Below are 25,019 nucleotides of genomic sequence, written 5' to 3'. Positions count from 1 at the left end.
TCTTTCATGGCGAGAACAAAAGAATTCGACGAAAAGGTAGCTTTGAAGGCCGCAATACGTGTGTTTTGGGAGAAAGGTTATGAAGCCACATCCCTTAGCGATCTCACGACGACGATGGGGATCCAGCGGCCAAGCATTTATTCGACGTACGGAGATAAAAAGGAATTGTTCGCGGCTTCGCTGGTCAAATATTCCGAATCCATGATCCGCTACTTCGAACATAAACTTGGACAAGAAATGCGGGTAACGGAAGCCATTCGATCCTGTTTTCAAGATATCATCGATTCGGCGTACAAATCGGATCCGATCCGCGGCTGTTTTTCCGTCAATACGATGGCAGAACTTGCGCCTCATGAGCCGAGATTCGCTCAAATGACGGGCGAGCACCAGAAGAAATTGGTCGAAATTTTTCAAGAGGCCTTAGACAAAGGCATCCGTTCTGGTGAATTTAAACCAGATCTGAATGCCGCAGACGTAGCGAAATCGCTCGTCGTGTTCATGACGGGTCTCTTTGTTACCTTAAAAGCGAAACCTGAACGTAAGTTCGTCGAGGATACCCTTGAGGGGATCCTTCGCTTGTTGAAATAAATATGAGCCCTTGCAGAACGAATACGGGAAAATGAAGATGTCCATTCCGCACGCAGACTTGGCGTGCTTTTTTGTCGTTCAGTGAATAATCGTGCTCACCCGTGCAAAGAATGAGTGTGGAAATGATTCTGAGATAATTCAAATCGGAATTTTCAAATTTTGCATCTTGATAACATACCGATCGGTATGTTATTCTTTTTTTGTTCGATAGTTATGAAGCATTTGAACAACAAACTTTAGGAGGAAATGAAATGACCAATACAATCTCATCTGTCGAGGCGACCGCGGAAACAGTAGAAACTTCGTATTTAGAAGCGGATGGCATTCGGTTCGCTTATCGGACTTTTGGTAAGCCATCGGATGTTCCGCTCGTTTTCTGCCAACGTTTCAGAGGCACGATAGACGATTGGGATCCTGCTCTCATCAATGCACTGGCAAGAGAACGGACGATCATCCTGTTCGATAGCGCAGGCATAGGATTGTCATCGGGAGAGACACCGGATTCGTTCTTTGGAACGGCGAAATACGCTTATGCTTTCATTCGAGCGTTAGGACTTAAACAAGTCGACTTGTTGGGTTTTTCTATGGGCGGTTACATTGCTCAAATCGTGGCGTTAGAGCATCCGGATTTGGTCCGTCGCTTGATTTTGGCAGGTACGGGGGGAGGAACCGGGGAAGGCACGGAAGCCGGAAAACCGGAAGTATTTCAAGTTGCGTTCAAGCCGGTTAACGATGCCGAGGATTTCCTGTACTTGTTCTTTGAGCAAACCGAGACGAGCAGAGCGGCAGGCTTAGCGTATTTAGAGCGTCTTGCCAGAAGAAAAGATTCAAGAGCGCCACTTGTAAAACCGGAATCGGTGCAAGCCCAAATCAAAGGTGCCGGGGCATGGAGAACGATTTCAACATTCGACCGACTGGGAGAAATCAAGCAGCCCGTGCTTGTGGCCAACGGAAATCACGATGTCATGATTCCTACCGTTAATTCTTATATCATCTCTCAAAAAGTTCCGAATGCTCAACTGATTATTTATCCGGATTCCGGCCATGGCTTCTTATTTCAATACCCGGAGTTGTTTGCCGAGCACGTATTGATGTTTCTGAGATAATTCAAATCGTAAATCAAAAAAGACCCCTTTCGGGGTCTTTTTTCAGAAGCGAAGCTTCGCTCAATGGTTTTGTAGCGTAGTCGATACAGATATTTACCTGATCTACTTCTGCCGTTGGCACTGACCCATTCATAAGTTGATACATGTACTCTATGGGCATAACTAAATACACTTTCTGATGGTTTAGGTACCACTCTACGCCCGATACAAGAGTATACAATTTTCTCACGAATTTTGACAACAGGTCTCACAAATAATGATAACAGTCTCAAGAATATTGATAACACACAACACAACAACAACAACAACAACAACAACAACAAATAATTATAGACTCCCACACACCCTACGTGGTATCTTATTGGTATTACATAGATTTTAAATGGTATTACCCAGAATGGTGGTTTGGTCTCATGGAGAAATCTCCACTTATTAAAGAAAGACTCATCGAACAACTTCGTGTGCAAATTCAGTCTTTACAGAAGGATCAGCTCGTTAAGATTCCCTCTGAACGAGATTTGGCTGAGAACTTCGAAGCTAGTCGGGTAAGTGTTCGCGCTGCGATCAAAACTTTGGTCCAAGAAGGCTTGCTCGTTCAATTGCAAGGCAAAGGTACCTACATTGTTCCAGCTGTGCTCTTAGACACCCTATACGTCATGTGTTCACCCGATATCAAAGCGAATGACCCCTACTACACGAACTTCCTTGTTGAAATTACAAATTTATCTGCAAAGCAAGCCATCAAAATTTCTATGCTCCACCACGAACAGTCAACTGAAGCTTCACTTCCGAGCCCACTCATTCTCATCGGACAGATGGATGACGCACAGCTAGATCGACTCCATACAGCGTCTGGTCAGCTCTTCGCAATACAGCGCTACGCACACCGTGAGGATATCATCCAAATATATTTCGATGATTATCGGATTGGGAGTAAAGCAGCCAAAACGCTTTACGATGCAGGACATCGGACCTTCACCCTGCTTGCAGGGCCTGATAAATACGATTCCTCCCGGCTGCGTAAGCAAGGCTTTCTCGCGTACTGCCAAGGCCAGAACGCCCCAGTCCACGTCATTACGGAGAAAATGAACTGGGAAGGCGGCCGCCGAGCAGCGGACCTTTTGCTTACAGCCGAGCTGCCGAATGCCATTTTCGCAGTTAATGATTGGATGGCTGCTGGTTGTATACAAGGCCTTCGAGAGAATGGCCGCTCCGTTCCGGGCGATGTTTCCATCATTGGCTGTGACGATATTCCCCTTGCTGCACAAATATCACCAAGGCTGACAACGTTCAGCTTGGATGCCAAGCATCTCGTCGAGGAACTGCTTTCCGCGATCCATCGGCACCACGCGCAAGCGTCTATCACCAAGGAACAAATCATTCTTTCGGCTGCTCTAATCAGTCGGGAGTCGGTTACCAATATGAATTCATAAGGAGTAGATACCTTTCATGGCTAAGCTGACGATTCATTCGGATTCACCTCAACACACGATTAACCGTAATATTTATGGACATTTCTCTGAGCATCTGGGACGCTGTATCTATGAGGGTATCTGGGTTGGACTCGACTCTCCGATCCCAAACACAGAAGGCATGCGGAACGATGTGCTTGACGCGCTGAAAAAGCTGCAAATTCCAGTTCTTCGTTGGCCTGGCGGCTGCTTCGCGGACGAATATCATTGGAAAGATGGCGTAGGTCCCGCTGAAAAACGCAAACGCATGATCAATACGCACTGGGGCGGTGTTGTTGAGAATAACCACTTCGGGACGCATGAGTTTCTACGATTATGCGAATTGATCGGCGCTGAGCCCTACATTAGCGGCAATGTTGGAAGCGGTACCGTCGCGGAAATGTCGGAGTGGGTAGAGTATATGACCTTCGACGGAGAGTCACCGATGGCGAATTGGCGCCAAGAGAATGGCCGCGAGAAGCCGTGGAAGCTCACCTATTTTGGCGTGGGCAACGAGAATTGGGGCTGCGGCGGGGATATGCGTCCTGAATACTATGCGGATTTGTATCGCAGATACGCTTGCTATGTAAGGAACTATGGGGATAATAAGATTTTCAAAATCGCCTGCGGCGCCAACAGCGCTGATTACAATTGGACCGAAGTCTTGATGCGCGAAGCAACGAAATACATGGACGGCATCAGTCTTCATTACTACACATTGCCTACAGGGGTTTGGAAAGACAAAGGCTCCGCAACGGATTTCAATGAACAAGAATGGTTTGCAACCCTTGAGAAAACACTTTACATGGATGAACTCATCACACGGCATTCTGCCATTATGAATACGTACGATCCTGACAAAAGAGTCGCCTTAATCGTGGATGAATGGGGCACTTGGTACAATGTAGAGCCTGGCACGAATCCTGGCTTCCTCTATCAGCAGAATACGATCCGCGACGCGCTCGTCGCTGGTATTAATTTAAACCTTTTCCATCAACATAGTGATCGTGTTCGCATGGCTAATATTGCGCAGGTCGTCAATGTGTTGCAATCTGTTATTCTAACGGAAGGTGCTGACATGCTGCTTACACCTACTTATCATGTTTTCGACATGTACAAGGTGCATCAAGATGCGAGCCACATTGCAGTTGAAGCGGACAGCCCTACGTATGCGATGGATGGCAAGCAAATCAACCAACTCAGCGCATCAGCTTCATTAAACGCGGATAATCAATTGCATGTGTCCCTCTGTAATTTGCATCATGAAGAGCCGCTTGTGGTTCAATGCGATATGAAAGGAGCTCCTCGCGGAACAATCTCAGGTTCTGTCATTACGTCCGATACGATGTATGCACACAATACCTTCGAGGAACCAGATGCAGTGAAATCACAACCTTTTACCGATTATCGAATCGAAAATGACGTGCTTATCGTTACCCTGCCTGCTCGTTCCGTTGTCACACTATGCCTCACGTAGGAGTGTAATACGATGGATAATCCAGTTGGAACGAGAGATGAAGTTGGATCCGATTGCAAAGGCTGTTCAGCCTCCGTGCACGTAACACCTGAAGAAATCGCCAAGCTTTTCGGCGAAACGCTCCGCGTTCGTAACCTGAAGCTGACCACCGAAGCTGAATATGACCGTCGCATCGCCGTCTGCACGAGCTGCAGCGATTATCAGTTCGGTACAACATGCCGTCACTGCGGTTGCTTGATGGGCGTGAAAGCCAAGCTCAGCAGCGCTCGATGCCCTTCACCGTATGGGAGCAAATGGTGACCTAGCTGCTTTGAATGAAAAAAGATCGCCTTCCTCACTAATTATAGTAGGAAAGCGATCTTTTCTATTATTTTCGGCTATACAATAATGGATTCAGCTCAGAAGCAGCTAGCTCCCCCGCTTTCTGGCCAGGAAACCATCGCTTCAAATCACTCTCGCGTGCTTTGCTGTCTGGCTCAGCAATCTGCAAACCATCTGCATAATAAATGACGGTCATGACTTTGCGCATCGTATCCGTCGGATTGCCAGGAGCACTATGCAGCGTCCATCCAGCATGGAACGTAGCGTCCCCTGCAGCCATCGCGCCGTGCGACTTGGTCTCAAAGCCCTTACCCTCGATATACCCTGCCAACGTACGATGGGATTCATCGGAAATAACCATTTTATTGATGTAACCCATGAGATGGGATTGGGAAGCAAAGGTCATCGAACCTACCGCTTCAGAGATCGGGACAAGCGGCATCCACATCGTAATCGTTTTATCTGTATCCAGCGGCCAATAAATTTGATCTTGATGCCAAGGAGTATGACCGCCATGAGGCTCTTTATACAAGGCTTGGTCATGATACATGCGCACGCCGTCTACACCCATTAAATCAGCGGCAATTTTGGCAAAACGCTTCGCAAACACAAAGCGGCGGATTTCTTCACTATGCTCCCACAAATTCGAAATCTGGATAAACGCCTTCCCATACGTATCACGCTGATCCAGTGGTTTATCTTGATTATTTAATGATTTCACCAAGTTCGAAATGATTGGCTCATAGGCATTAATTTCTTCTGCACTTGCGACTTCGCGAAGAACGATATGGCCATCCCGCTGATAGCTCTCTTTTTGCACCTGTGATAACTCATAGCTGTCATCGATTGTAGGTAGTTCATTGATTTGATTAGCTTCTTGATTACTCATATGCTATACACCTCAATTTGTCTATTTATAGCTTTATTATACGACCCACTTGCCTAAGAATCTTTGTCAAACATGGTTATTGATTTGTCAAAAACAACTGGCATTCAAGCATCATCATGTACTACAATAAGTGGTAATAGGCGTCAGCTGATGTCAGTCATACAACCTTTCGAGTAACAGAAAGAGAGGCTCTTCCATGCAACAAGAAATTTGGAAGTCCGCACCGATTGTCCCTTATATCAGAGAGTGTGATTATGCTGTTCGCAAGCCATGGAACTATCCAGAGCGAAGACTATTGGACTACTTATTGGTGTACATCCAAGATGGGACCTGTTGTTTCTGGGTCGATCATCAGAAATATATGTTCTATCCTGGCCAATTTTGCCTAGTCCAACCTGGGAGCCTGCTTTCCTTAGAAGGATTAACGAACACAGTTACGCCTTATTTACATTTTGATATTGCCTACAATAGTGAACGAGAAGACAGCTTCCCAACGCGCCCAGGCCAAATTGACCTATCCGCATACAGCCATCTGATACAGCCTACCATGCAAGACCTGTTCCAGATTCGAGTTCCTGTAGACTTTCAGCCGCAGAATCCATCTCTGTTAAAAGAAAAGCTCTTACAAACCATTGAGCTGATTACGATGCAAGATCCGCTCACGCAGCTAAGAACTCAGCATCTCATGTTAGAGATCATCCTATCTATTTTAGAATCCTATCAGCGCGAAGTCCCCACATCAACTCCAACCTTGAACTGGATCACCTCGTATTTCTCCAATCATTTAAGTGATCCCATCTCTGTGGAGGACATGGCCGAGCGCGCGAATCTCTCTGTTTCAAGGTTCAGCTACCTCTTCAAACAACGCTACGGGACTTCTCCGCACCAGTACTTATTACAGATGCGCATCCATCATGCGAAGGAATTACTTACGAACACAGACCTCAGCCATGAGTCCATCTCCGACTACTGCGGCTTTGCTGATTTACATCATTTTTCTAAAATATTCAAACAACGTACAGGCGTAGCTCCCGGCGAGCACCGAAAAAACACGAAAAATCCCTCCAACCGATAAGTGTATCTTATCCGAAGGGGGATTTTTCCCGTCTTTAACTATTTCCCAGGCATGGGGGACATCAATGATTTAGTCGAAATAAACAGCCTTACCTGTTCTCGCTGACTCGTAAATAGCTTCTAGAATCTCAGAAACCACACATGCTTGCTCTGGTGTAACGACTGGATCTGTATCATTCTCAATCGCTTGAATCCATAGCTTCATCTCTAAATCGGAGGCAACTTCTGCTTTACCGTCGTAGAAAGCAACTCCGCCCGCGTTCAGTTCTACTTCCGTCGTGAACAAACGGCTGTGCTTCTCACCGTTAATACGAAGACCGCCTTTCATATCAGCGCCGCCTTCCGTACCGGAAAGCGTACATTTCGCTTCGTCCACTTCAAGCGTATTTAACGCCCAGCTGGATTCAAGAATAATCGTAGCGCCATTTTTCATCGTAATCATGCCAAATGCTGAGTCTTCTACCGTGAACTTGGCAGGATCCCAAGGACCCCAAGCATTCGCCGCGTTCTCTCGCTGAGATAGCTTGTGATAAGAAGTACCCAAAACAACCGCTGGCTCATAGTTGTTCATCATCCACATCGTCAAATCTAGAGCATGCGTACCGATATCGATCAACGGGCCTCCGCCTTGTTTCTCTTCATCGAGGAACACGCCCCAAGTCGGAACCGCGCGGCGACGAATCGCATGTGCCTTAGCAAAATAAATTTCGCCTAGCTCGCCTTCCGAGCAAAGCTTATGCAAATGTTGGCTATCGCCACGAAAACGATTGTTATAGCCGACAGTTAGCTTTTTGCCAGTACGCTTCGCTGCTTCAACCATTCGTCTAGCGTCGGCTGCTGTTTTCGCCATAGGCTTCTCTGACATAACATGCTTCCCAGCTTCCAAAGCCGCAATTGTAATCTCCGCGTGGGAATCATTCGGTGTACACACATGAACGATATCGATGGAACCATCTTTCAAAACCTCGCGATAATCTTCATAAACGCGCGCTTCTTCCTTACCGAACTTCGCGGCAGCTTCCTGCGCTCTCTCCGAAACGATATCACAAAATGCTACCATTTCTACATTGTCCAATTTGCTTAAGCTAGGCATGTGTTTGCCATTGGCAATCCCTCCACACCCAATAATTGCGATTCGATACTTCGTTGACATGATGTTCCTCCTCTATAATGATCCTGCAAATTTTTCTAAAGACAGTTATGTATACATTAATTATACCCAATACCACCGCTAAAAAAATTCCCGATTTTGCGAAGATTGTATGCGATTGTGTTATTGGCTCCAAAATCAAGCCTAATCATAGAAAAAAAGCATGGCCGCTGCCTAACCAGCTTCCATGCTCCTTACTTTTTAATCATTGTTGCTACCAGCTTGTACCCAACGCCGCGAATTGAATCAATCTGAACGGATTGCTGATTCATTTCCAGCTTCTTGCGCAAGGAACTCACATGCACATCGACTGTACGCTGACCCCCGATATAGTCAAAACCCCAAACGATGTTCATCAAATCATCTCGAGTGACAACCACACCTGGCCGCTGCACAAGGTATAGCAGTACTTCAAATTCTTTCGGTCGAAGTGGAATCGACTCTCCATTCAACACGACTTCATATTTCTCAGGATAAATACGAAGCTCACCAGCCTGAATGACTTTCTCATTCGATTTGGCTATATCTGCAGCCGCTTCATCCGACTGAGTACGTCGTAGAACAGCAGCTACACGCGCAAGCAGCTCAGCCACGCCAAATGGCTTCGTGATATAATCATCAGCTCCGTGCTTCAAGCCCTGTACGACCTCATCCTCGGCATTGCGCGCCGTTAGAATAATGACAGGCGTTCGATTTCCCTTCTGTCTAAGCTTTGCCAATACCTCAAAGCCGCTCAGACCTGGGAGCATAATATCCAAAATGATTAAATCATACGACTGCTGAAGCGCCTCCTGCAGGCCATCTCCACCATGATCAATCACCTTTGTGTCATAGCCTTCCTGCGAAAGATTATAAGATAGTAACCGAGCCAATGTCGGCTCATCTTCAATAACCAGTATCTTTTGTGCCATGGGATCCCCCGCATTTACAGTTTATTAACATTGCACAACTTCAGTGTATCACACAAATGTAAAGGCATTGTAAAGTCTTCATCATCGTGGTGTAAATCCGCAATAATATCCAACCCAAATTAATGTATCACAGGTAACTCAATAATAAATTTCGTCCCTACCCCAACTTCGCTTTCGACGCGAATCGTTCCTTTATGCAGCTCCACGAGATGCTTGACGATCGATAAGCCGAGTCCTGTTCCGCCTGAACTTCGAGATCGTGCTTTATCCACCCGATAAAACCGTTCAAAAATCCGAGGTAAATCCTTCTTAGGAATACCCATTCCCGTATCCGAAACTATCACTCGCAGTCGTTCATAGTCTCCGTCGGCATTCGTCTCTAGAGGCTCTACACGCAATTTAACTTTGCCACCCTCCTGCGTATACGCGATACCATTGGATAACAAATTAATAATAATTTGGCGCAAGCGATCTTCATCCGCTTCAATATACATATCATCTTCAACCGTCATGCTGAGCTCAATATGCTTCTTCTCCGCTTCTTTCCGCAATACACTTAGCGATCTATCTAGGAATTCCGGCAAATAAATAGGCGAGAAATTCATCGGAATCCGCTTCGATTCGATCTTGGAAAGCTCTAGAATATCCCCGATCAATCGATTCAACCGCTCACTTTCATCAAAAATGATTTGTAGAAACGAAACTGCCGTTTCCTTATCATTCAGCGCGCCAGCGAGCAGCGTCTCTGCAAAGCCCTTGACTGCCGCAATCGGCGTCTTCAATTCGTGCGAAACATTCGCCACGAACTCGCTGCGCATTCGCTCTAGTCTTCGAACCGCCGTGATATCGTGCAGCACGATCAGCACACCTGACCATTCTTCATCCTCATGTGCAATGGGACTCAGATGGATATCTAGAATACGTTCTGCTGGATAATAGAACATCATCTCGTCTGAAATCGGTTCCTGAAGCTCGATGCATTCTTGGATCATTTTCGTAAAATCATATTGCTGCTTCGCTTCATTATATTTCTTCCCTAGCAGCTCTTGAGAGGAGAAACCCAGAATCGCTTCTGCAGAAGGATTGAGCAGCATAATCCGCTCTTCACGGTCAATCATCATGATGCCGCTCATCATATTTTCCATGACACCTTGCAGTCTGCGTTCGTTCTCCTGAATTCGCGCCATTTGTCCCTGCAAGCTTTCAGACATGCGATTAATCGCCTGCCCAAGCTGCCCAACCTCATCATTCCGATAAGCGGGAACACGAGATTCATAATTCAAATTCGTGATTTGCTGCGCGACCTTAGTCATACGCTCAATTGGCCTTGTAATTCCTTTGGCAATGCGATAACTAACGATACCTGCAATGACAAATAGGATCACAAGTCCAGAGAAGAGGAAGTACCATAGACTGCGTATGGATTTATCGACTTGCTCTAAGCTCATTGATATTCGTAAAAAACCGATGGTCGCTTTCGCTTCATTTTTAACGGGAATGGCAGCATACAGCATCTTCTCTCTCAACGTATCGCTGAAACGCGTCGTATATCCGACCCCATTTTTCGCTGCTGCTGCAATTTCTGGTCGTGATAAATGATTGTCCATTTGCTCTGGCGGTTGATCGGAGTCTCCTAGTACTTTACCGTCTACCCGTACATAGGTCAACCGCTCACCCGTTGTATCCTTCAACCGATGAGCCTGAGTCGAATAATACTTGAATAGCTCGGCATCCGTCCCTTGATAATCCCATTCTCCGCTAGACACAATGATATGCAGCTCACGCTCCATATTTTCTTGTAAAGACTTCACATGAGAGCTCTCAAGGACCTTCGCCATGAAAATACCGGCAACCAACATCGAGCATCCAATTAATAAGATTAAAATCAGGGTTAGCTTTGCACGAAATTTGGTCATGGATGTGAAAACCTCCAACAGGGTTGTGTGCCGATTTGTTCCATCAATAAGAAAAAGGGCTACTCTAAATAGTAACCCTAATTTCTAATGTTAATCCAGTATTTTTTTTGTAAATATGCAGGGCGCACTTTAAGACAAGAGAACTTATTTAAACACAGGCTCTTTCAGCGCTGCCAGTTTTTCTAATGAATTCTTTTCTACATCTGCATGCAGACTGTTGCCGTGTGAATCCATCGTTACAATCGCAGCGAAGCCTTCCGTCTCCAAATGCCACATCGCTTCTGGAATACCGAATTCCAGATAATCAACACCTTCAACCTTTTTGAAGCACTGTGCATAGTACTGTGCCGCTCCGCCAATGGCATTCAAGTATACACCGCCGTGCTCTTTCAGGGCTGCAAGCGTCTTGGAACCCATTCCGCCTTTACCGATAACTGCGCGGATACCGAACTTTTTAATAATATCGCCTTGGTAAGGCTCCTCACGAATACTCGTTGTCGGTCCAGCTGCCTTCACATGCCATTCACCAGCATCATCTTTGGCCATAACTGGTCCGCAGTGATAAATTGCCGCTCCATTCAGATCGATTGGCGCATCGTGATCCATCAAATATTTGTGCAGGGCATCGCGTCCTGTGTGCATCGTCCCGTTAATGACGACCACATCACCGACCTTCAAGCTGCGAATTTGCTCTTCTGAAATCGGAGTCGTCAACACGATTTCACGACGCTCTTCTTGTGGCGTATTTCTTGCTTCTTCCGCACTTGCTTCGAAAGCCTCTTGGAAAGAAACTTCCGAACCTCTTGGATACGACCAGCCGTTAATTTCGCCAGTCTCCGCATTCAGAATCACGCCTTGACGACGGAACGCCCAACAGTTATAAGCTACGGATACGAAGAAGCTAGCCGGCAGACGGTTCATAACGCCAACTTTACAACCAAGCAAGGTCACTTGACCGCCAAAGCCCATCGTACCAATTCCTAGCGTGTTCGCGTGCTCCATCACGTATTCTTCGACTTTACGAAGGTCCGGATGCGGGTTCACATCGTCAACATGGCGGAACAATTGATGCTTCGCAAGCTCATAGCCGCTTGTCCGATCTCCGCCGATGCCAACACCGATAAAGCCTGCACTGCAGCCTTGACCTTGTGCTTGATACACGGCATGCATGAGGCATTTGCGAATGCCATCGAGGTCACGACCCGCTTTTCCTAAACCTTCGAGGTCTGCTGGCAGACTGTATTGAATATTTTTATTCTCGCAGCCGCCGCCTTTGAGAATGAGCTTCACTTCAACATCCTCACGTTCCCATTGCTCGAAATGGATAACAGGTGTTCCTGGACCGAGGTTATCCCCGCTATTAGCACCCGTAAGCGAATCTACGGAATTCGTACGTAATTTAGAAGCTTTCGTCGCATTTGCAACCGCTTCAAGGATGTGTTTCTTCATAACAAGTTGGTTTGCTCCAACCGGACAGTGTATAATAAACGTTGGCATTCCTGTATCCTGACAAATCGGGGATACATTCGTCTCCGCCATATGAATGTTATCGGCAATTCGGGATAGGGATAACGCTGAACGCGTGCCATTATCCTCTCTTACTTGAGCAGCCTGTACCGCACGGCGGACATCACCCGGTAAATTCGTGGATGTTTCTACAATGAGATCATAAACGCTTTGATAAAAATGTTGCATAATACTGTCTAGCTCCTCTCAATTACCCGCATAATCGTAAAGAATATAAACTATTATACCATACCTCATAGGAACTGTTCGACGGTTCTTGTGAGCAAAACAAGGAGATTCGCTGACATGTATAAAAGAATCGTCATTTCGATTCTCGTTAGTCTGATTGGGCTCACGCTCTTACTGACACCCCTGCAGGCTGAACGATCCGAGACTATCTACTATCAAGATCAGGTTGCCGTCCTGATGTATCATCACATCCATGACACTGATACGAGCTCAAGCACAATCACAAGTGCCTTGTTTCAAAATCAGTTAACTACACTGCTCAGCAAAGGCTATCATTTCATTTCTTTAGATGAGTTTAAAATGTACATGGCAGGTGCAACGGTTCCATCGAACGCGGTGTTGGTCACTTTTGATGATGGGTATCAAAGCTTTTTTACAGGAGCTTATCCTATTCTCAAAAGCTTGCGCATACCCGCTGTCAACTTCGTCATCACCAAGGATTTAGCGACTCCCTTGGCCTCTTACATTCCATCGATGTCGAGTGAGCAGGTCAGTGAAATGACGCATGCGACGAATTTCATCGATATTGGCTGCCATACGGATAGCCTCCACAATAAGCTTCCTAGTGGAGAAGCAGCGCTTGTGGGCAGGCTCGACGGCGAGAACGCGGATGCTTATCAGCAGCGCGTGTTCCAAGACACGCAAGCCTGCGTAGGCAAGCTCGCGGGGCTAACGGATAAGCCGCTAGACGCGATGGCGTACCCGTTCGGCATCACGTCGCCTGCGGCGACGGAGGAAGTGAAGAAGGCGGGCATCCGCTACGCCTTCACGATCTCGCCCGAGATGGCGACGCGCAGCGCCGATCACATGTTGATCCCGCGGATCAACGCGGGCAGCCCGAACATCACGCCGGAGCTGCTGCAGCGCTCGATCCAGCGCCGGGTTACGGCGCAGCGTGACAGCGCGCCGCTGCGCGTGGACGCGGCCGCTGCTGCCGCGCAGCTCGGCGGCAGCGCAACGGCTGAGGGCGGAGAGCTTCGCCTCCGCCTCGGGCAAGAGGCATTCACCCTGCAGGTGAATGCGAAGACCGCGACGCGCGGCGAAGCGCGCGTCCGGCTGCGGCAGCCCGTGCTGCGCGAGCACGGGCAGGTCACGATCGCGCTTGACGATCTGCAAGCGCTGATCGGGCAGTCGCTCGTCTACACCCCGGCCACCGGCAAGGTGGCTGTGCGGGTGGCGCCGAGCGTGAAATAAAAAAGGCAACACGGTCACTCGTGTTGCCTTTTTTGGCTACTTACACTCCTACCACCACTAGCTCACCCCTGATACTCCAATTTATCAACTACCTCCACCTTAACCAATCCTTCCCCTGCAAGCAGTTGGAATTTACCGAACTAATCCCGCTTCCCACGACATCTTTTCATGATGAATAGTCCTAATTTGCCGAACTAAATCGCCCTTAACAACCCCCACCTTCAAAAAATGGGCAAATAGCTCGGCAGAATCAGACTAATTGCTCTTTTCTAACTGATATCCTCGATTTAGTTCGGCGATTTTGAACTAACACGGACATCATCCTAATCCATCCACCACCACCACCCATTAGTCTCTGGTAGACCCTTATTTGGAATCGCATGTGACCGTACCTTTGTAAAGGGAGACAACCCCCACATACGGGCTGCCGCTAAAGTGAATTAGCGTTCCATTCCTTTGATATACGGCTCTGCCCTTCCCTCATGTTTATTGACTTCAAATAGGCGAAGTGATATACCTGTTAGGGGACAATAAATTACGGAATGCATGCGCTCCGTTTTCGGGAGGAACATACAATGAATCATCACTTTTTTGCCTACTTATATCGTCTCAAATATATTGACCGCTGGAGTCTAATGTGGAACATGCGCCGCGAGAATGTAGCCGAGCACTCCTTCTACGTAGCTTCGATTGCGCATATGCTTTGCACCATCTCCAACGAAGTTTATAGCGGAAATGTACCCACCGACCGTGTCGTATCCATCGCTTTGTTTCACGATGCTTCCGAGGTGCTGACGGGTGACATTCCTCAACCAGTTAAACATAACAACGAGCAAATTCTGCGGAATTTCCGTGAAATTGAAGACGTCGCCGTTGAACGATTGATCGGCACGATCCCCCCAGCGCTAAGCAGCATTTACCGCGGCTTAATTCAAGATCCTGATCCTGAGCTCTACCGCTGGGTCAAGGCCGCAGATTTGATCGAGGCTTATATCAAATGTTTAACTGAGCTCTCCACAGGCAACCGCGAGTTCGTCGTTGCCAAGCAGCAAGTCCTCGAAAGCTTGAAGAAGATGCAGATGCCGGAAGTCGATTACTTCTTGGAGCATATGAGCGCTTCCTTCGAGAAAACGTTGGATGAGATCACGCTAGATATCGCGGACCCTAGCTAGTTCCAGCTAATCCCCAGTACCAAATATCCATCCAACCCTGACCAAGCAAAGAACCTCTTAAACCGCATGATCCATGCGATTTAAGAGGTTCTTCATTTATATATCGCTTACGCCAAAATTTGAGGATTTGTCATAATTAAAATAGCAAGGATTACAGCTATAGAAGCGATCCAGCTAAATGTTTTGATTTTTGCAGCATCAGCAGCAGTACTTTTCCCTGCAGCGCTGTTCGCTTTTAATTTTTTGATGCGACCACCGATCATGCCTGTAACAGCCCCAACAATGACTAAAAGAATAGTAGCAATCGCCATCCACAATGCAGACGGCATAGGGTCGATTTGACTAACCATTGCCCCGCCGGAAAGGAAGGTAACGATCAATGAAAATTGACCAACACGGTTAATCGTAGATAACAATCCCATGAAGCTTTCTTGTCCCGCACCGGATAAGCTAGCAGCTCGTCCCACAATGAAAGGGAAAACAACATAAGAGCCCAGCATTAGCGCGCTAATGACATGTAAAAAAATCATAACCTGATACATTGAGTCGACCTCCGCAATTTTATTTAGAATCGTTCTCTTTTAGTATACAAAATCGGATTGAACCTAACAAGAAAGCGATGTCATATTAGGAGCAAATTCACCATATCTCCATAAAATGTGACTAAATACGCAGAAAACAACCCCAGCTCCCCAAGTTTTGAAACCTAGCTTGGGCTGGGGTTGTAATAGAATCCCTATGGCAGCGGCACTACAGGCACATTCGCAATCGTCACTGCTTCCGTGAACTTATTCGTTGTGTTCTGTCTAATTCGCATACTCGCTGCACCAGAAGCAGTCGTATTGATTTGGACATTCACGATTTTCTCTGCATGACCACTCGCGTTAGCTGTCATCGAGAAACTCGTACTGTATCCATACGCTGCCGGCCATGTGCCGTCACTGTTCTGAACTTTGGCGACTTGGGTACCTGAGCCATTATAGATACCCAAATTATAGCCTGTAGTCGTCGAGTTTGCGGCTAACCCGTTCATAATAATTTTTACTTGAAACACATATTGATTCGGCAATTGAGCTTGATGCACGAAAGCAAAAGGGTCTGTTGTATTCGTGGATGACGGAACGCCGTATGATCCCGGTTTAAACGTTGTCGCATCATACCATTTGTAACCCGCTGCTGGTGTCGCCCATGGTTCTGCCTGTGGCTCTGTCGTATTCGCTGGCTGTTCCCACGTAAAGAGGGTCGTCGCTGTATCTAGGGTCAGACCTGCTACCTGCGTCAAGCTAGTATAGCTTTCCTTTGTGGCTAACCAATTGACCATATTGACTAGCAAGGTTGCGTCATTCTGCTCCTGGAAGCCCGCATACGTCGTCTTAGCTCCACCTGTTTCTTCCTTCAAATATTTAGGCGTTGCATCCTCAACAGGCGAGGAGTCGCCAATGAAGCCTGCTTTACCCGCGCTTACTTTGGAAACGGCTACGAATGGACCCTCCGCTACGCCTCCGCCATTATATACCCCTTGATCCACCGCACTTGACCATTTGGTCGTTGTAGCTGGAAGATACACAATTCCCTTCGCTTTGTTAGGGTTTGTAATGGCTAACGTCGAACCCGCATGCATGGCAACTGTGGATACACCGCTCGTAATCCCAAATCCTTGCGCTCCCGTCACGATATTGTTAGCCGTAATATCACCTAGCGCATTGTAACGGAAACGTACGCCAAAATTCGTCGATAACCAATCTGAGCTTGCTACGCCTGACATCGCTGCCGATGTTGCTTCTGCGGTACTCATCCCTAATGCAGGATTTGTCCACGCCCCGCGACGATAGCCATTGAATACTTCGGATGCATCCCAACGGTTCTTATTCCGATCCGCATTGTAATGATCTCCGATGAAGAAAATACTTCCCCCAGCCTGTACATATTGCAGCATTGCGCTCTGTTCCGAAGTTTTATAGGGGATATTAGCTTCCCCAAGGACGAATACATCATAAGCAGATAAGTCCGATAGTGTTATTGCTGTACTTTTGCGTAACTCTTTTACGTAGTAACCGGCATTTCCAAGCGCATTCGCGAAATCAGAGAACGCACCGTCAATAACCCAATCGGCAGCTCCAGCTGTTTGTCCATGGGTATTGTCAAACAATACCTTTTTTCCATTCGGGGATGCAGGGGTAATCGATGGGGCTGGGTCATTTGGTCCTTCAGCCCATGCTTGCGGTACGACGCTTAACAAGGTACTAGATATTGCCGCGATAACAAAAAATCTTCGCCAGCCTTTCTTGCCAAACCAACTTCTTCTTAACATCAATTCCCACCATCCTTTGGAATATTTAACCAATGTTTTTGGCTATACACATCGTATCATAGGCCATGCTCATGGGGGAGGTTAAGGTAATTAATTTACAAAAACAACAACCTTTTGTGCATCCATACAAAAAAAGATCAACCTCCTAATACTTAGGAGATTGATCTTGCATTTCTTTTAGATTAACCCGATACAACTTTAATTACGTTGCGTACGGAATCTGCTGTTTTATCCAAGGCTGTTTTCTCAGCATCGGTCAATTCGATATCCATGATTTTCTCGATACCATTAGCGCCTAGTACCGTCAGAACACCCATGAATAGATTATCATAGCCATACTCGCCTTCAAGAAGAGCGATTGTAGGGATGATACGTTTTTTATCTTTAAGGATTGCTTCTGTCATTTGCACAAGAGAAGCTGCAGGTGCGTAGTATGCACTACCGTTACCAAGCAAGTTGACAATTTCACCGCCGCCAGTGCGCGTACGTTGCACGATCGCTTCAATACGATCAGCTGAGATCAGCTTTTCGATTGGCACGCCGCCAGCGTAAGTGTAACGTACTAGTGGAACCATGTCATCGCCGTGTCCGCCGATAACAACACCTTTCACATCCTCAACGGATACGTTTAACTCTTGGGAGATAAATGTCAGATAACGCGCGGTATCAAGCACACCGGATTGACCGATTACGCGATTTTTGGGAAAACCAAGCGCTTGATAAGCGACGTACGTCATGGCATCGACGGGATTACTTAAGATGATAACGATGGAATCAGGTGCAACTTCTCTCACATTCTCACAAACGGATTTCACGATACCGGCATTCGTATTTACGAGATCATCGCGGCTCATACCCGGCTTACGAGCGATACCTGCAGTGATAATTACGATATCGGAACCAACTGCATCAGCGTAGTTGGATGTACCTGTGATTTGTGCATCAAAGCCTTGAACAGGACCTGCTTCAAGCATGTCAAGCGCCTTACCCTTAGTAGGGTTTTCCAGTTGCGGAATGTCGAGAAGAACGATGTCACCAAGTTCTTTTTGAGCTAGCATCAGAGCAGTTGTAGCACCAGTGAAACCCGCGCCAACAACGGTAATCTTATTACGACGAATAGCCATGTGAGATTTACCTCCTACTTTTTTGTAGTCAAACAAATCCTCTTTTGCAAATTAAGCCATGTTTTTGATGATTTCGTTTGCGAACTCGGAGCACTTAATTTCAGTTGCGCCTTCCATCAAACGTGCGAAGTCATAAGTAACTGTTTTGTTGTTGATCGATGTTTCCAAACCTTTGTAGATCAGCTCAGCCGCTTCCAACCAACCAAGGTGCTCAAGCAACATTACGCCGGAAAGGATAACGGAACCTGGGTTAACAACATCAAGACCAGCATATTTAGGAGCTGTACCATGTGTTGCTTCGAAGATTGCGTGACCAGTCAAGTAGTTGATGTTAGCTCCTGGAGCGATACCGATACCGCCAACTTGTGCAGCTAGGGCATCAGACAGGTAGTCACCGTTAAGGTTCAATGTAGCGATTACGTCAAAATCAGTTGGACGTGTCAATACTTGTTGAAGAGCGATGTCAGCAATCGCATCTTTTACGATGATTTTGCCAGCAGCTTCAGCGTCTTTTTGAGCTTTGTTCGCTGCTTCAGCGCCTTCTGCTTCTTTGATACGATCGTATTGTGCCCATGTGAATGTTTTATCAGCATATTCACGCTCAGCCAACTCATAACCCCAGTTTTTGAACGCGCCTTCTGTGAACTTCATGATGTTACCTTTGTGTACCAAAGTTAACGTTTTACGGCCATGTTTGATTGCGTACTCGATTGCAGCGCGAACCAAACGCTCTGTACCTTCGGAAGATACTGGTTTAACACCGATACCTGAAGTTTCTGGGAAACGGATTTTGTTAACACCCATTTCATTTTGCAAGAAGGAGATTACTTTCTTAACAGCTTCGGAACCAGCTTCCCACTCGATACCTGCGTAGATATCTTCTGTATTTTCACGGAAAATAACCATGTCAACCAACTCAGGACGTTTAACTGGGGATGGAACGCCATTGAAGTAACGAACTGGACGGGAACATACGTAAAGATCAAGCTCTTGACGAAGTGCCACGTTCAGGGAACGGATACCGCCACCGATAGGTGTAGTTAGAGGTCCTTTGATGGACACGATGTACTCACGCATAGCTGTCAAAGTATCGTTCGGCAACCAGTTGTTGAACTTGTTGAATGCTTTCTCACCAGCAAATACTTCGTACCAAGCGATTTTTTTCTCGCCTTTGTATGCTTTCTCAACCGCTGCATCTAGTACACGTACAGAAGCTGCCCAAATGTCAGGACCTGTTCCGTCACCTTCGATGAAAGGGATGATTGGGTTGTTAGGGACTTGAAGAACACCGTTTTCGATCGTAATTTTTTGACCTTCTGTTGGAAGTTCGTAAGCTTCGAATTGTGGCATGATAAATAGTTCCTCCTCTAATTTGTCTAAAATGGTTGTGCTATATGTTGTGCATAGCTAGGCACACAAAAAGTGACGGGAGTTACAGTACTCTCCCAGATGACCTGGACCCAGTACCGAACTGCCCGCACCTTGAGTTTACATCTATCAATTAGCGTTGGCTAATTGGAACATATTTTTGGTTTACTGGCCCCGTGTACTCAGCGCGAGGACGGATCAAGCGGTTGTTCTCGTACTGCTCAAGGATATGAGCGGCCCAACCGGAAGTACGGCTGATCGCAAAGATCGGCGTAAACAAATCACGAGGGATTTCCAACGTCGTGTATACGGATGCCGAGTAGAAGTCTACGTTTGGTTTCAAGCCTTTAAGACCTGTTACCAACTCGTCTGCTTTAATGGACATTTCGTACCATTTCAAGTTGCCAGTCAATTTACCAAGCTCATAAGACATTTTTTGCAGGTGCTTCGCGCGAGGATCTCCGTTTTTGTATACGCGGTGACCGAAGCCCATGATTTTGTCTTTACGCTCTAATTTACCGTTAATGTAAGGAACAACGTTCTCAACAGTACCGATCTCTTCCAGCATAACCATTACCGCTTCGTTCGCACCACCGTGAAGTGGCCCTTTAAGCGTTCCGATAGCGGAAGTAATACCGGAATAGATATCCGTCAATGTTGCAACAGTTACACGCGCTGCGAATGTGGAAGCATTCAATTCATGATCAGCATGAAGAACTAATGCTTTGTCCAAAGCTTCGATAGCTACTTTGTCTGGTTCTTTTCCTGTTAGTTGGAACAAGAAGTTAGCAGCTACGGATGAATATCCAGGTGAAGCAACTGGCTCTTTGCCTTCACGAATACGTGAGAAAGCTGCGATAATACCCGGAATTTGTGCTTGCAGCTTAATCGCTTTGCGCACATTGGATTCCATGCTAGCATCATTTGCCTCTTCATCATACAGGGCAAGTGCGGAAACCGCTGTACGAAGCGCCGCCATGGAGTTAACATCTTTCGGGAATGTACGAATAAGCTCAATTACCGCATCAGGTACTTTGCTGTATGCGTTCAGGTCGCTTTGCAATTTCTCAAGCTCAGCTTGAGTAGGCAATTTTCCGAACCAAAGCAGGTAGATTACTTCTTCAAAAGTCGCATTTTCTGCGAGGTCATCAATATCAATCCCGCGATACGTAAGCACACCATCTACAATGGAGCTGATCGACGAGGTTGTGGCTACAATTCCTTCTAAACCTTTGGTTGCAGACATGGGAATCTCTCCTTAGCTACTCTATTAGCAAATTATTGCTGTTTTCTTCTCTTAATAATAAAGTATTTTACTCGGTAAGTGAACAAATGGGGTCATAGAACTTCATTATCACTACCATAAGAATTCTTTTTGGCGGAATTTTCACACCATTTTTTCGTCCAGATCTTCCACACACACGATACAAGTTTTTGTTAATTTCCCTGAATTATTCAGTGTGCGAGGAAAAATTTGTAGACATAGTTCGAGATTGATACAATGTAACCAATGAATCTGTGAAATGAGTTATAAAGGAGCGACACTATGAGCAACCATGCAACTAGGATTGGCATCATCGATATCGGATCCAACTCCATCCGACTTGTCATTTATGAAATAAATGCCCAAGGAGCTTATCGTATCGTCAGTGAGCATAAAGATTCCGCAAGACTTAGTGAGCGCATGGGTCAAGATGGCATTTTACATAACAAAGATATCCTTTCCATCGTTCCCATCTTAACCCACTATGCCCTATTATGCCAGTCACAATTTGTCACGACCGTTCGAGCCGTTGCAACAGCCGCTGTTCGGAACGCTTCTAACACCGCAGAGATCATACGCGTTCTTGAGGAGCAGACCGGGCTCCGCATCGAGGTTTTGAGCGGGTTTGAAGAGGCTCGTTTCGGTTATCTCGGCGTCATTAACTCGATGGATATTCGCGATGGCATGATCATAGACATCGGCGGTGGAAGCACGGAAGTCTCTTTAGTCAAGGATAGGGAATTGGTACACAGCGTATCTTTTCCATTCGGTGCAGTGAATACCACTCGCCAGCATATGAAAGGCGCAAATCTAACGGATCAAGAGATTGCCGATATCCGCAAAATGATATATGAGGCGATTGCGTTACAGCCTTGGATTACGAAATCCCCTGATCTTCCAATGGTTGGACTCGGAGGAACGATCCGTACACTAGGTAAAATGAGCCGTAAGCGTAACAAATATCCACTCCAGCTTGCTCATAATTACGTTTTGAAGCCAGGCGAGCTGCAATCATTTTCACTTCTTTTATCCTCGATGCCTATTGAAAAAAGAAAAAAAGTCGATGGCCTCGCCAAAGAACGAGCCGATATTATGGTGCCAGGTTTACTCATTCTAGAGACGATCTTTGAAGCAGCGAAATCCTCAGCTTGCCTTATTAGTGGATCTGGCTTGCGTGATGGACTTTTCTTCGAAACCTTTAGTCCAAAGCAGCCCATTAAGCCCAATGTTCTAGAAGCAAGTATCCAAAATGTACTAACTCTCCACTCTAATGCATCTGTCAAACATGTCCGTCATATCGATAAATTTGCCCTGCAGATGTACGATGCCCTTGCTCCATCAGGTGATTTAGAGGCTCGCGGCAGACTGTTGCTGCACACAGCTGCACTATTGTACCGCATTGGAGTAAGTGTTCATTACTACCAATTCCTCAAACACACGGAATACATGATCCAAGAAGCTCATATTGACGGCTTAAGCCATAGAGAGATTGTCATTACTTCCCTTATCGCGACATTCAAAACAAAAAATCGGACCCTACAGCAAGCTCTTGCGTACAAGGACCTGCTGCTGGAATCCGATACAGCCTTAATTATTAAGCTAGGTGCCATCTTGAAGCTTGCCATTGCCCTGGATGTTAGTGAAATACAACCTATTCAAGAACTGAATATCCAACGCAGTGAAACATCGATAAGTCTCAAGCTGCTTTGTGTGCACAGCCCTTATTTGGAGCTTAAAGAGCTTAACGCATTCACCAAAGATTTCGAGAAAATCTGGGGACTTAAGCTTACGACTCACGCCGGAGTTTCTTCCATGAAGTAATTCGCATCGCCTCGAACTGGCTCCGATAAGGGGTCAGTTCATTTTTTATGCGCGCATACATCCCGTTAGGCATAAGCTCTCTTGCTTTGACATTATCATGGAGCGTCACGTTCAAGATTTGGATCATCATTTTCTTCATTTCATGGTCCAGAACTGGACACATCAATTCAATTCGCCGAGTTAAATTACGCGTCATCCAATCTGCCGAAGACAGATAAACATCGACATGCCCACCATTTTCAAAATAGTAGATGCGTGAATGCTCCAGAAAACGGTCTACAACAGACCGTACCGTAATATTCTCACTAAGACCAGGTACACCCGGACGCAAGCAGCAAACGCCGCGAATAATGAGTTCGATCTTCACGCCAGCTTGTGACGCCGCGTATAACGCATCCACCATCTCTTGATTAGACAAAGAGTTCATTTTCGCAATAATCTGCGCGGGCCGGCCTGCTCTGGCATGCTCAGATTCACGAGCGATGAGCTCGAACAACTTATCTTTCAAGTCCGTTGGAGCTACCGCGAAGGATTGCCAATCATGCGGTGCTGAATACCCTGTAATTTCATTGAAAAGCGCCGATGCATCTTCTCCAATGACACTGTTCGATGTGAACAAACCAACGTCGGTATATAACCGAGCCGTACTGTCATTGTAGTTGCCTGTTCCGACATGAACATAACGACGAAGCGTATGCTCCTCTTGCCTTACGACAAGCGTGATTTTAGCATGTGTTTTGAGTCCTACTAGCCCGTATACGACGTGACAGCCTGATTTTTCAAGCATTCTAGCCCAAGCAATATTCCGCTCTTCATCGAACCTAGCCTTCAGCTCGACAACTACGGTCACCTGTTTACCCGATTCTGCCGCTCTAGCCAGTGCCTGAATAATCGGCGATTTACCACTCGCTCTGTAGAGCGTCATCTTGATAGCCAATACGTGCGGATCATACGCGGCATGGACAATAAAGTCCGTGACTGCGTCAAACGTCTCATACGGATGATGCACGAGTACATCCTTCGTTTTAAGAATATTGAAAAAATCGGCCGAGTCCGCTGAATCCTCAAATTCAATCGGATATTTGGCTGTTATGCGCGGATAGCGCAGATTATCAAAGCCATTCAACGTATTAGCGAGCTTCATAAAGTAGGTGATGTCCAGGGGGCCGTCAATCTCAAAAATTTGTTCTTCAATCTCAAATTCATCTTGTAATTGCGCCAAAGCGTAGGGATGTATCCCTTCTTGGACCTCCAGCCTCACAGGAGAGCCCCAGCGTCTGCGCCTAAGCTCTTTTTCGATCTCTTCCAGTAAATCCTCCGCTCCCTCTTCATTGAGCGTTAAATCCGCATTACGCGTCACTCTGAAGCCATGTACGGAAATCGGTATGTATCCACTGAATAACGATTGTATATGGTGCTCTATGAGCTCCTCAAGTAAAATGAACTCGGTCTTTTTACTATTGGAACGGGTAGGAACAGGAATACAGCGTGATAAGTTGCTTGGAATTTGAACAATGGCGAAAAAAGGCTCCTCATCCAGATCTTCACCCTCACGCACAAGCAGCACAGCCAAATATAACGATTGATTATGTACGAGTGGAAACGGACGACTCTGATCAACAGCCATCGGAGTGAGCACGGGGAAAATAATATCATGGTAGTAAGCATCCATGGCTTTCTTCTGGGACGTATTCAGATCTTCGTATTCAGTGAAAACGATGCCTTCTTTGGTTAATAGCCGAGATACTTCACGATATGTTTTGTACTGCTCCATCACCATCTTCGCTGTACGTTTCATAATACGTTTAATAAGTCCTGCCGGCGTGTAGCCGGTAAAATCCTTTTTGGTATAGCCAGCCTTAATTTGATCCTTGAGTCCTGCGACACGAACACTCATGAATTCATCGAGGTTGCTTGACACGATTGACAGAAATTTCACACGCTCTAGCAGTGGTGTACTCGCATCTTGCGCTTCCTCAAGCACACGCCAATTGAACTCGATCCAGCTCAAATCACGATTTAAGTACTTGGTTGAAATCTCTTTGACTTCTTTGAGTTCCTTCAGTTCTTTTACTTCCTTCAGCTCTGGTTCGCGCGCAATACTCATAAATCCTCCAGTATTTTTCC

20 protein-coding genes are annotated in these 25,019 nt (G+C 46.4%); 9 read left to right on the top strand and 11 right to left on the bottom strand.

What is annotated here, in order from left to right; all coding sequences use genetic code 11:
- Positions 1-6: 6 nt before the first annotated feature.
- The 5 genes from AC58QO_RS07445 (at position 7) to AC58QO_RS07425 (ending at position 4,922) form a co-directional block, all read left to right on the top strand.
- The gene (locus AC58QO_RS07445; protein WP_497264665.1) at positions 7-588 is read left to right on the top strand and encodes a TetR/AcrR family transcriptional regulator; all 582 of its coding nucleotides are present in this window, start codon (positions 7-9) and stop codon (positions 586-588) included.
- Positions 589-839: 251 nt separating this feature from the next.
- Positions 840-1,694 carry an alpha/beta fold hydrolase gene (locus AC58QO_RS07440; protein ID WP_497264664.1) on the top strand — a complete coding sequence of 285 codons (855 nt, stop codon included), beginning with the start codon at positions 840-842 and terminating at the stop codon, positions 1,692-1,694.
- A 413-nt stretch (positions 1,695-2,107) separates the two neighbouring features.
- On the top strand, positions 2,108-3,127 hold the full coding sequence (locus AC58QO_RS07435; RefSeq protein ID WP_497264663.1) for a GntR family transcriptional regulator: 1,020 nt from the start codon (positions 2,108-2,110) through the stop codon (positions 3,125-3,127).
- Between the two features lie 16 nt (positions 3,128-3,143).
- Positions 3,144-4,622 (top strand): alpha-N-arabinofuranosidase, encoded by a 1,479-nt coding sequence (locus tag AC58QO_RS07430; RefSeq protein ID WP_497264662.1) that lies wholly within the window; start codon positions 3,144-3,146, stop codon positions 4,620-4,622.
- Positions 4,623-4,634: 12 nt separating this feature from the next.
- A complete protein-coding gene (locus AC58QO_RS07425; protein ID WP_497264661.1) occupies positions 4,635-4,922 on the top strand; it encodes a DUF6171 family protein in 288 nt (95 codons plus the stop codon).
- Positions 4,923-4,989: 67 nt separating this feature from the next.
- Here the strand turns inward: AC58QO_RS07425 and AC58QO_RS07420 are convergent, their stop codons facing one another.
- Complete coding sequence (locus AC58QO_RS07420) at positions 4,990-5,832, bottom strand: phytanoyl-CoA dioxygenase family protein (RefSeq protein ID WP_497264660.1); 843 nt, start codon at positions 5,830-5,832, stop codon at positions 4,990-4,992.
- Positions 5,833-6,028: 196 nt separating this feature from the next.
- Between AC58QO_RS07420 and AC58QO_RS07415 the strand changes: the two genes are divergently transcribed.
- A complete protein-coding gene (locus AC58QO_RS07415) occupies positions 6,029-6,907 on the top strand; it encodes a helix-turn-helix domain-containing protein (RefSeq protein ID WP_497264659.1) in 879 nt (292 codons plus the stop codon).
- 69 nt (positions 6,908-6,976) lie between these two features.
- On the opposite strand, the gene AC58QO_RS07410 is transcribed toward AC58QO_RS07415, so the two are convergent.
- From AC58QO_RS07410 to AC58QO_RS07395, 4 genes are all read right to left on the bottom strand, one after another.
- Positions 6,977-8,059, bottom strand: coding sequence for a Gfo/Idh/MocA family protein (locus AC58QO_RS07410; RefSeq protein WP_497264658.1), 1,083 nt, complete (start codon positions 8,057-8,059; stop codon positions 6,977-6,979).
- Between the two features lie 191 nt (positions 8,060-8,250).
- Positions 8,251-8,967, bottom strand: coding sequence for a response regulator transcription factor (locus AC58QO_RS07405; RefSeq protein ID WP_497264657.1), 717 nt, complete (start codon positions 8,965-8,967; stop codon positions 8,251-8,253).
- A gap of 119 nt (positions 8,968-9,086) precedes the next feature.
- On the bottom strand, positions 9,087-10,883 hold the full coding sequence (gene pnpS / locus AC58QO_RS07400) for a two-component system histidine kinase PnpS (protein WP_497264656.1): 1,797 nt from the start codon (positions 10,881-10,883) through the stop codon (positions 9,087-9,089).
- Positions 10,884-11,027: 144 nt separating this feature from the next.
- Complete coding sequence (locus AC58QO_RS07395; RefSeq protein WP_497264655.1) at positions 11,028-12,578, bottom strand: fumarate hydratase; 1,551 nt, start codon at positions 12,576-12,578, stop codon at positions 11,028-11,030.
- Positions 12,579-12,695: 117 nt separating this feature from the next.
- On the opposite strand from AC58QO_RS07395, the gene AC58QO_RS07390 reads away from it, so the two are divergent.
- A complete protein-coding gene (locus AC58QO_RS07390) occupies positions 12,696-13,832 on the top strand; it encodes a polysaccharide deacetylase family protein (RefSeq protein WP_497264654.1) in 1,137 nt (378 codons plus the stop codon).
- A gap of 575 nt (positions 13,833-14,407) precedes the next feature.
- On the top strand, positions 14,408-15,004 hold the full coding sequence (gene yfbR / locus AC58QO_RS07385) for a 5'-deoxynucleotidase (protein ID WP_497264653.1): 597 nt from the start codon (positions 14,408-14,410) through the stop codon (positions 15,002-15,004).
- 107 nt (positions 15,005-15,111) lie between these two features.
- Here yfbR and AC58QO_RS07380 read toward each other — a convergent pair whose 3' ends face one another.
- The 5 genes from AC58QO_RS07380 to citZ all read right to left on the bottom strand — a co-directional run bounded on the left by AC58QO_RS07380 (position 15,112) and on the right by citZ (position 21,053).
- Positions 15,112-15,546: a hypothetical protein gene (locus AC58QO_RS07380; protein ID WP_497264652.1), complete on the bottom strand. Its 435-nt coding sequence runs from the start codon at positions 15,544-15,546 to the stop codon at positions 15,112-15,114.
- 194 nt (positions 15,547-15,740) lie between these two features.
- Positions 15,741-17,315, bottom strand: a complete 1,575-nt coding sequence (locus AC58QO_RS07375; protein WP_497264651.1) for a DNA-binding protein — start codon at positions 17,313-17,315, stop codon at positions 15,741-15,743.
- Between the two features lie 182 nt (positions 17,316-17,497).
- A complete protein-coding gene (gene mdh, locus AC58QO_RS07370) occupies positions 17,498-18,439 on the bottom strand; it encodes a malate dehydrogenase (RefSeq protein ID WP_497264650.1) in 942 nt (313 codons plus the stop codon).
- Positions 18,440-18,490: 51 nt separating this feature from the next.
- Entirely contained in the window at positions 18,491-19,789 is a 1,299-nt protein-coding gene (gene icd, locus AC58QO_RS07365; RefSeq protein WP_497264649.1) for an NADP-dependent isocitrate dehydrogenase, read from the bottom strand.
- 151 nt (positions 19,790-19,940) lie between these two features.
- The gene (citZ, locus tag AC58QO_RS07360) at positions 19,941-21,053 is read right to left on the bottom strand and encodes a citrate synthase (protein ID WP_497264648.1); all 1,113 of its coding nucleotides are present in this window, start codon (positions 21,051-21,053) and stop codon (positions 19,941-19,943) included.
- A gap of 300 nt (positions 21,054-21,353) precedes the next feature.
- Here citZ and AC58QO_RS07355 point away from each other — a divergent pair, with 300 nt between their 5' ends.
- Entirely contained in the window at positions 21,354-22,892 is a 1,539-nt protein-coding gene (locus AC58QO_RS07355; protein WP_497264647.1) for a Ppx/GppA phosphatase family protein, read from the top strand.
- Here AC58QO_RS07355 and ppk1 read toward each other — a convergent pair.
- The gene (gene ppk1, locus AC58QO_RS07350) at positions 22,858-24,999 is read right to left on the bottom strand and encodes a polyphosphate kinase 1 (protein ID WP_497264646.1); all 2,142 of its coding nucleotides are present in this window, start codon (positions 24,997-24,999) and stop codon (positions 22,858-22,860) included. The genes AC58QO_RS07355 and ppk1 overlap by 35 nt on opposite strands.
- Positions 25,000-25,019: the final 20 nt, after the last annotated feature.

The organism is Paenibacillus sp. J31R30, from assembly GCF_059692115.1.
Note: the sequence above shows the minus strand (reverse complement) of the source record. Positions and strands in the feature narration are given on the sequence as shown.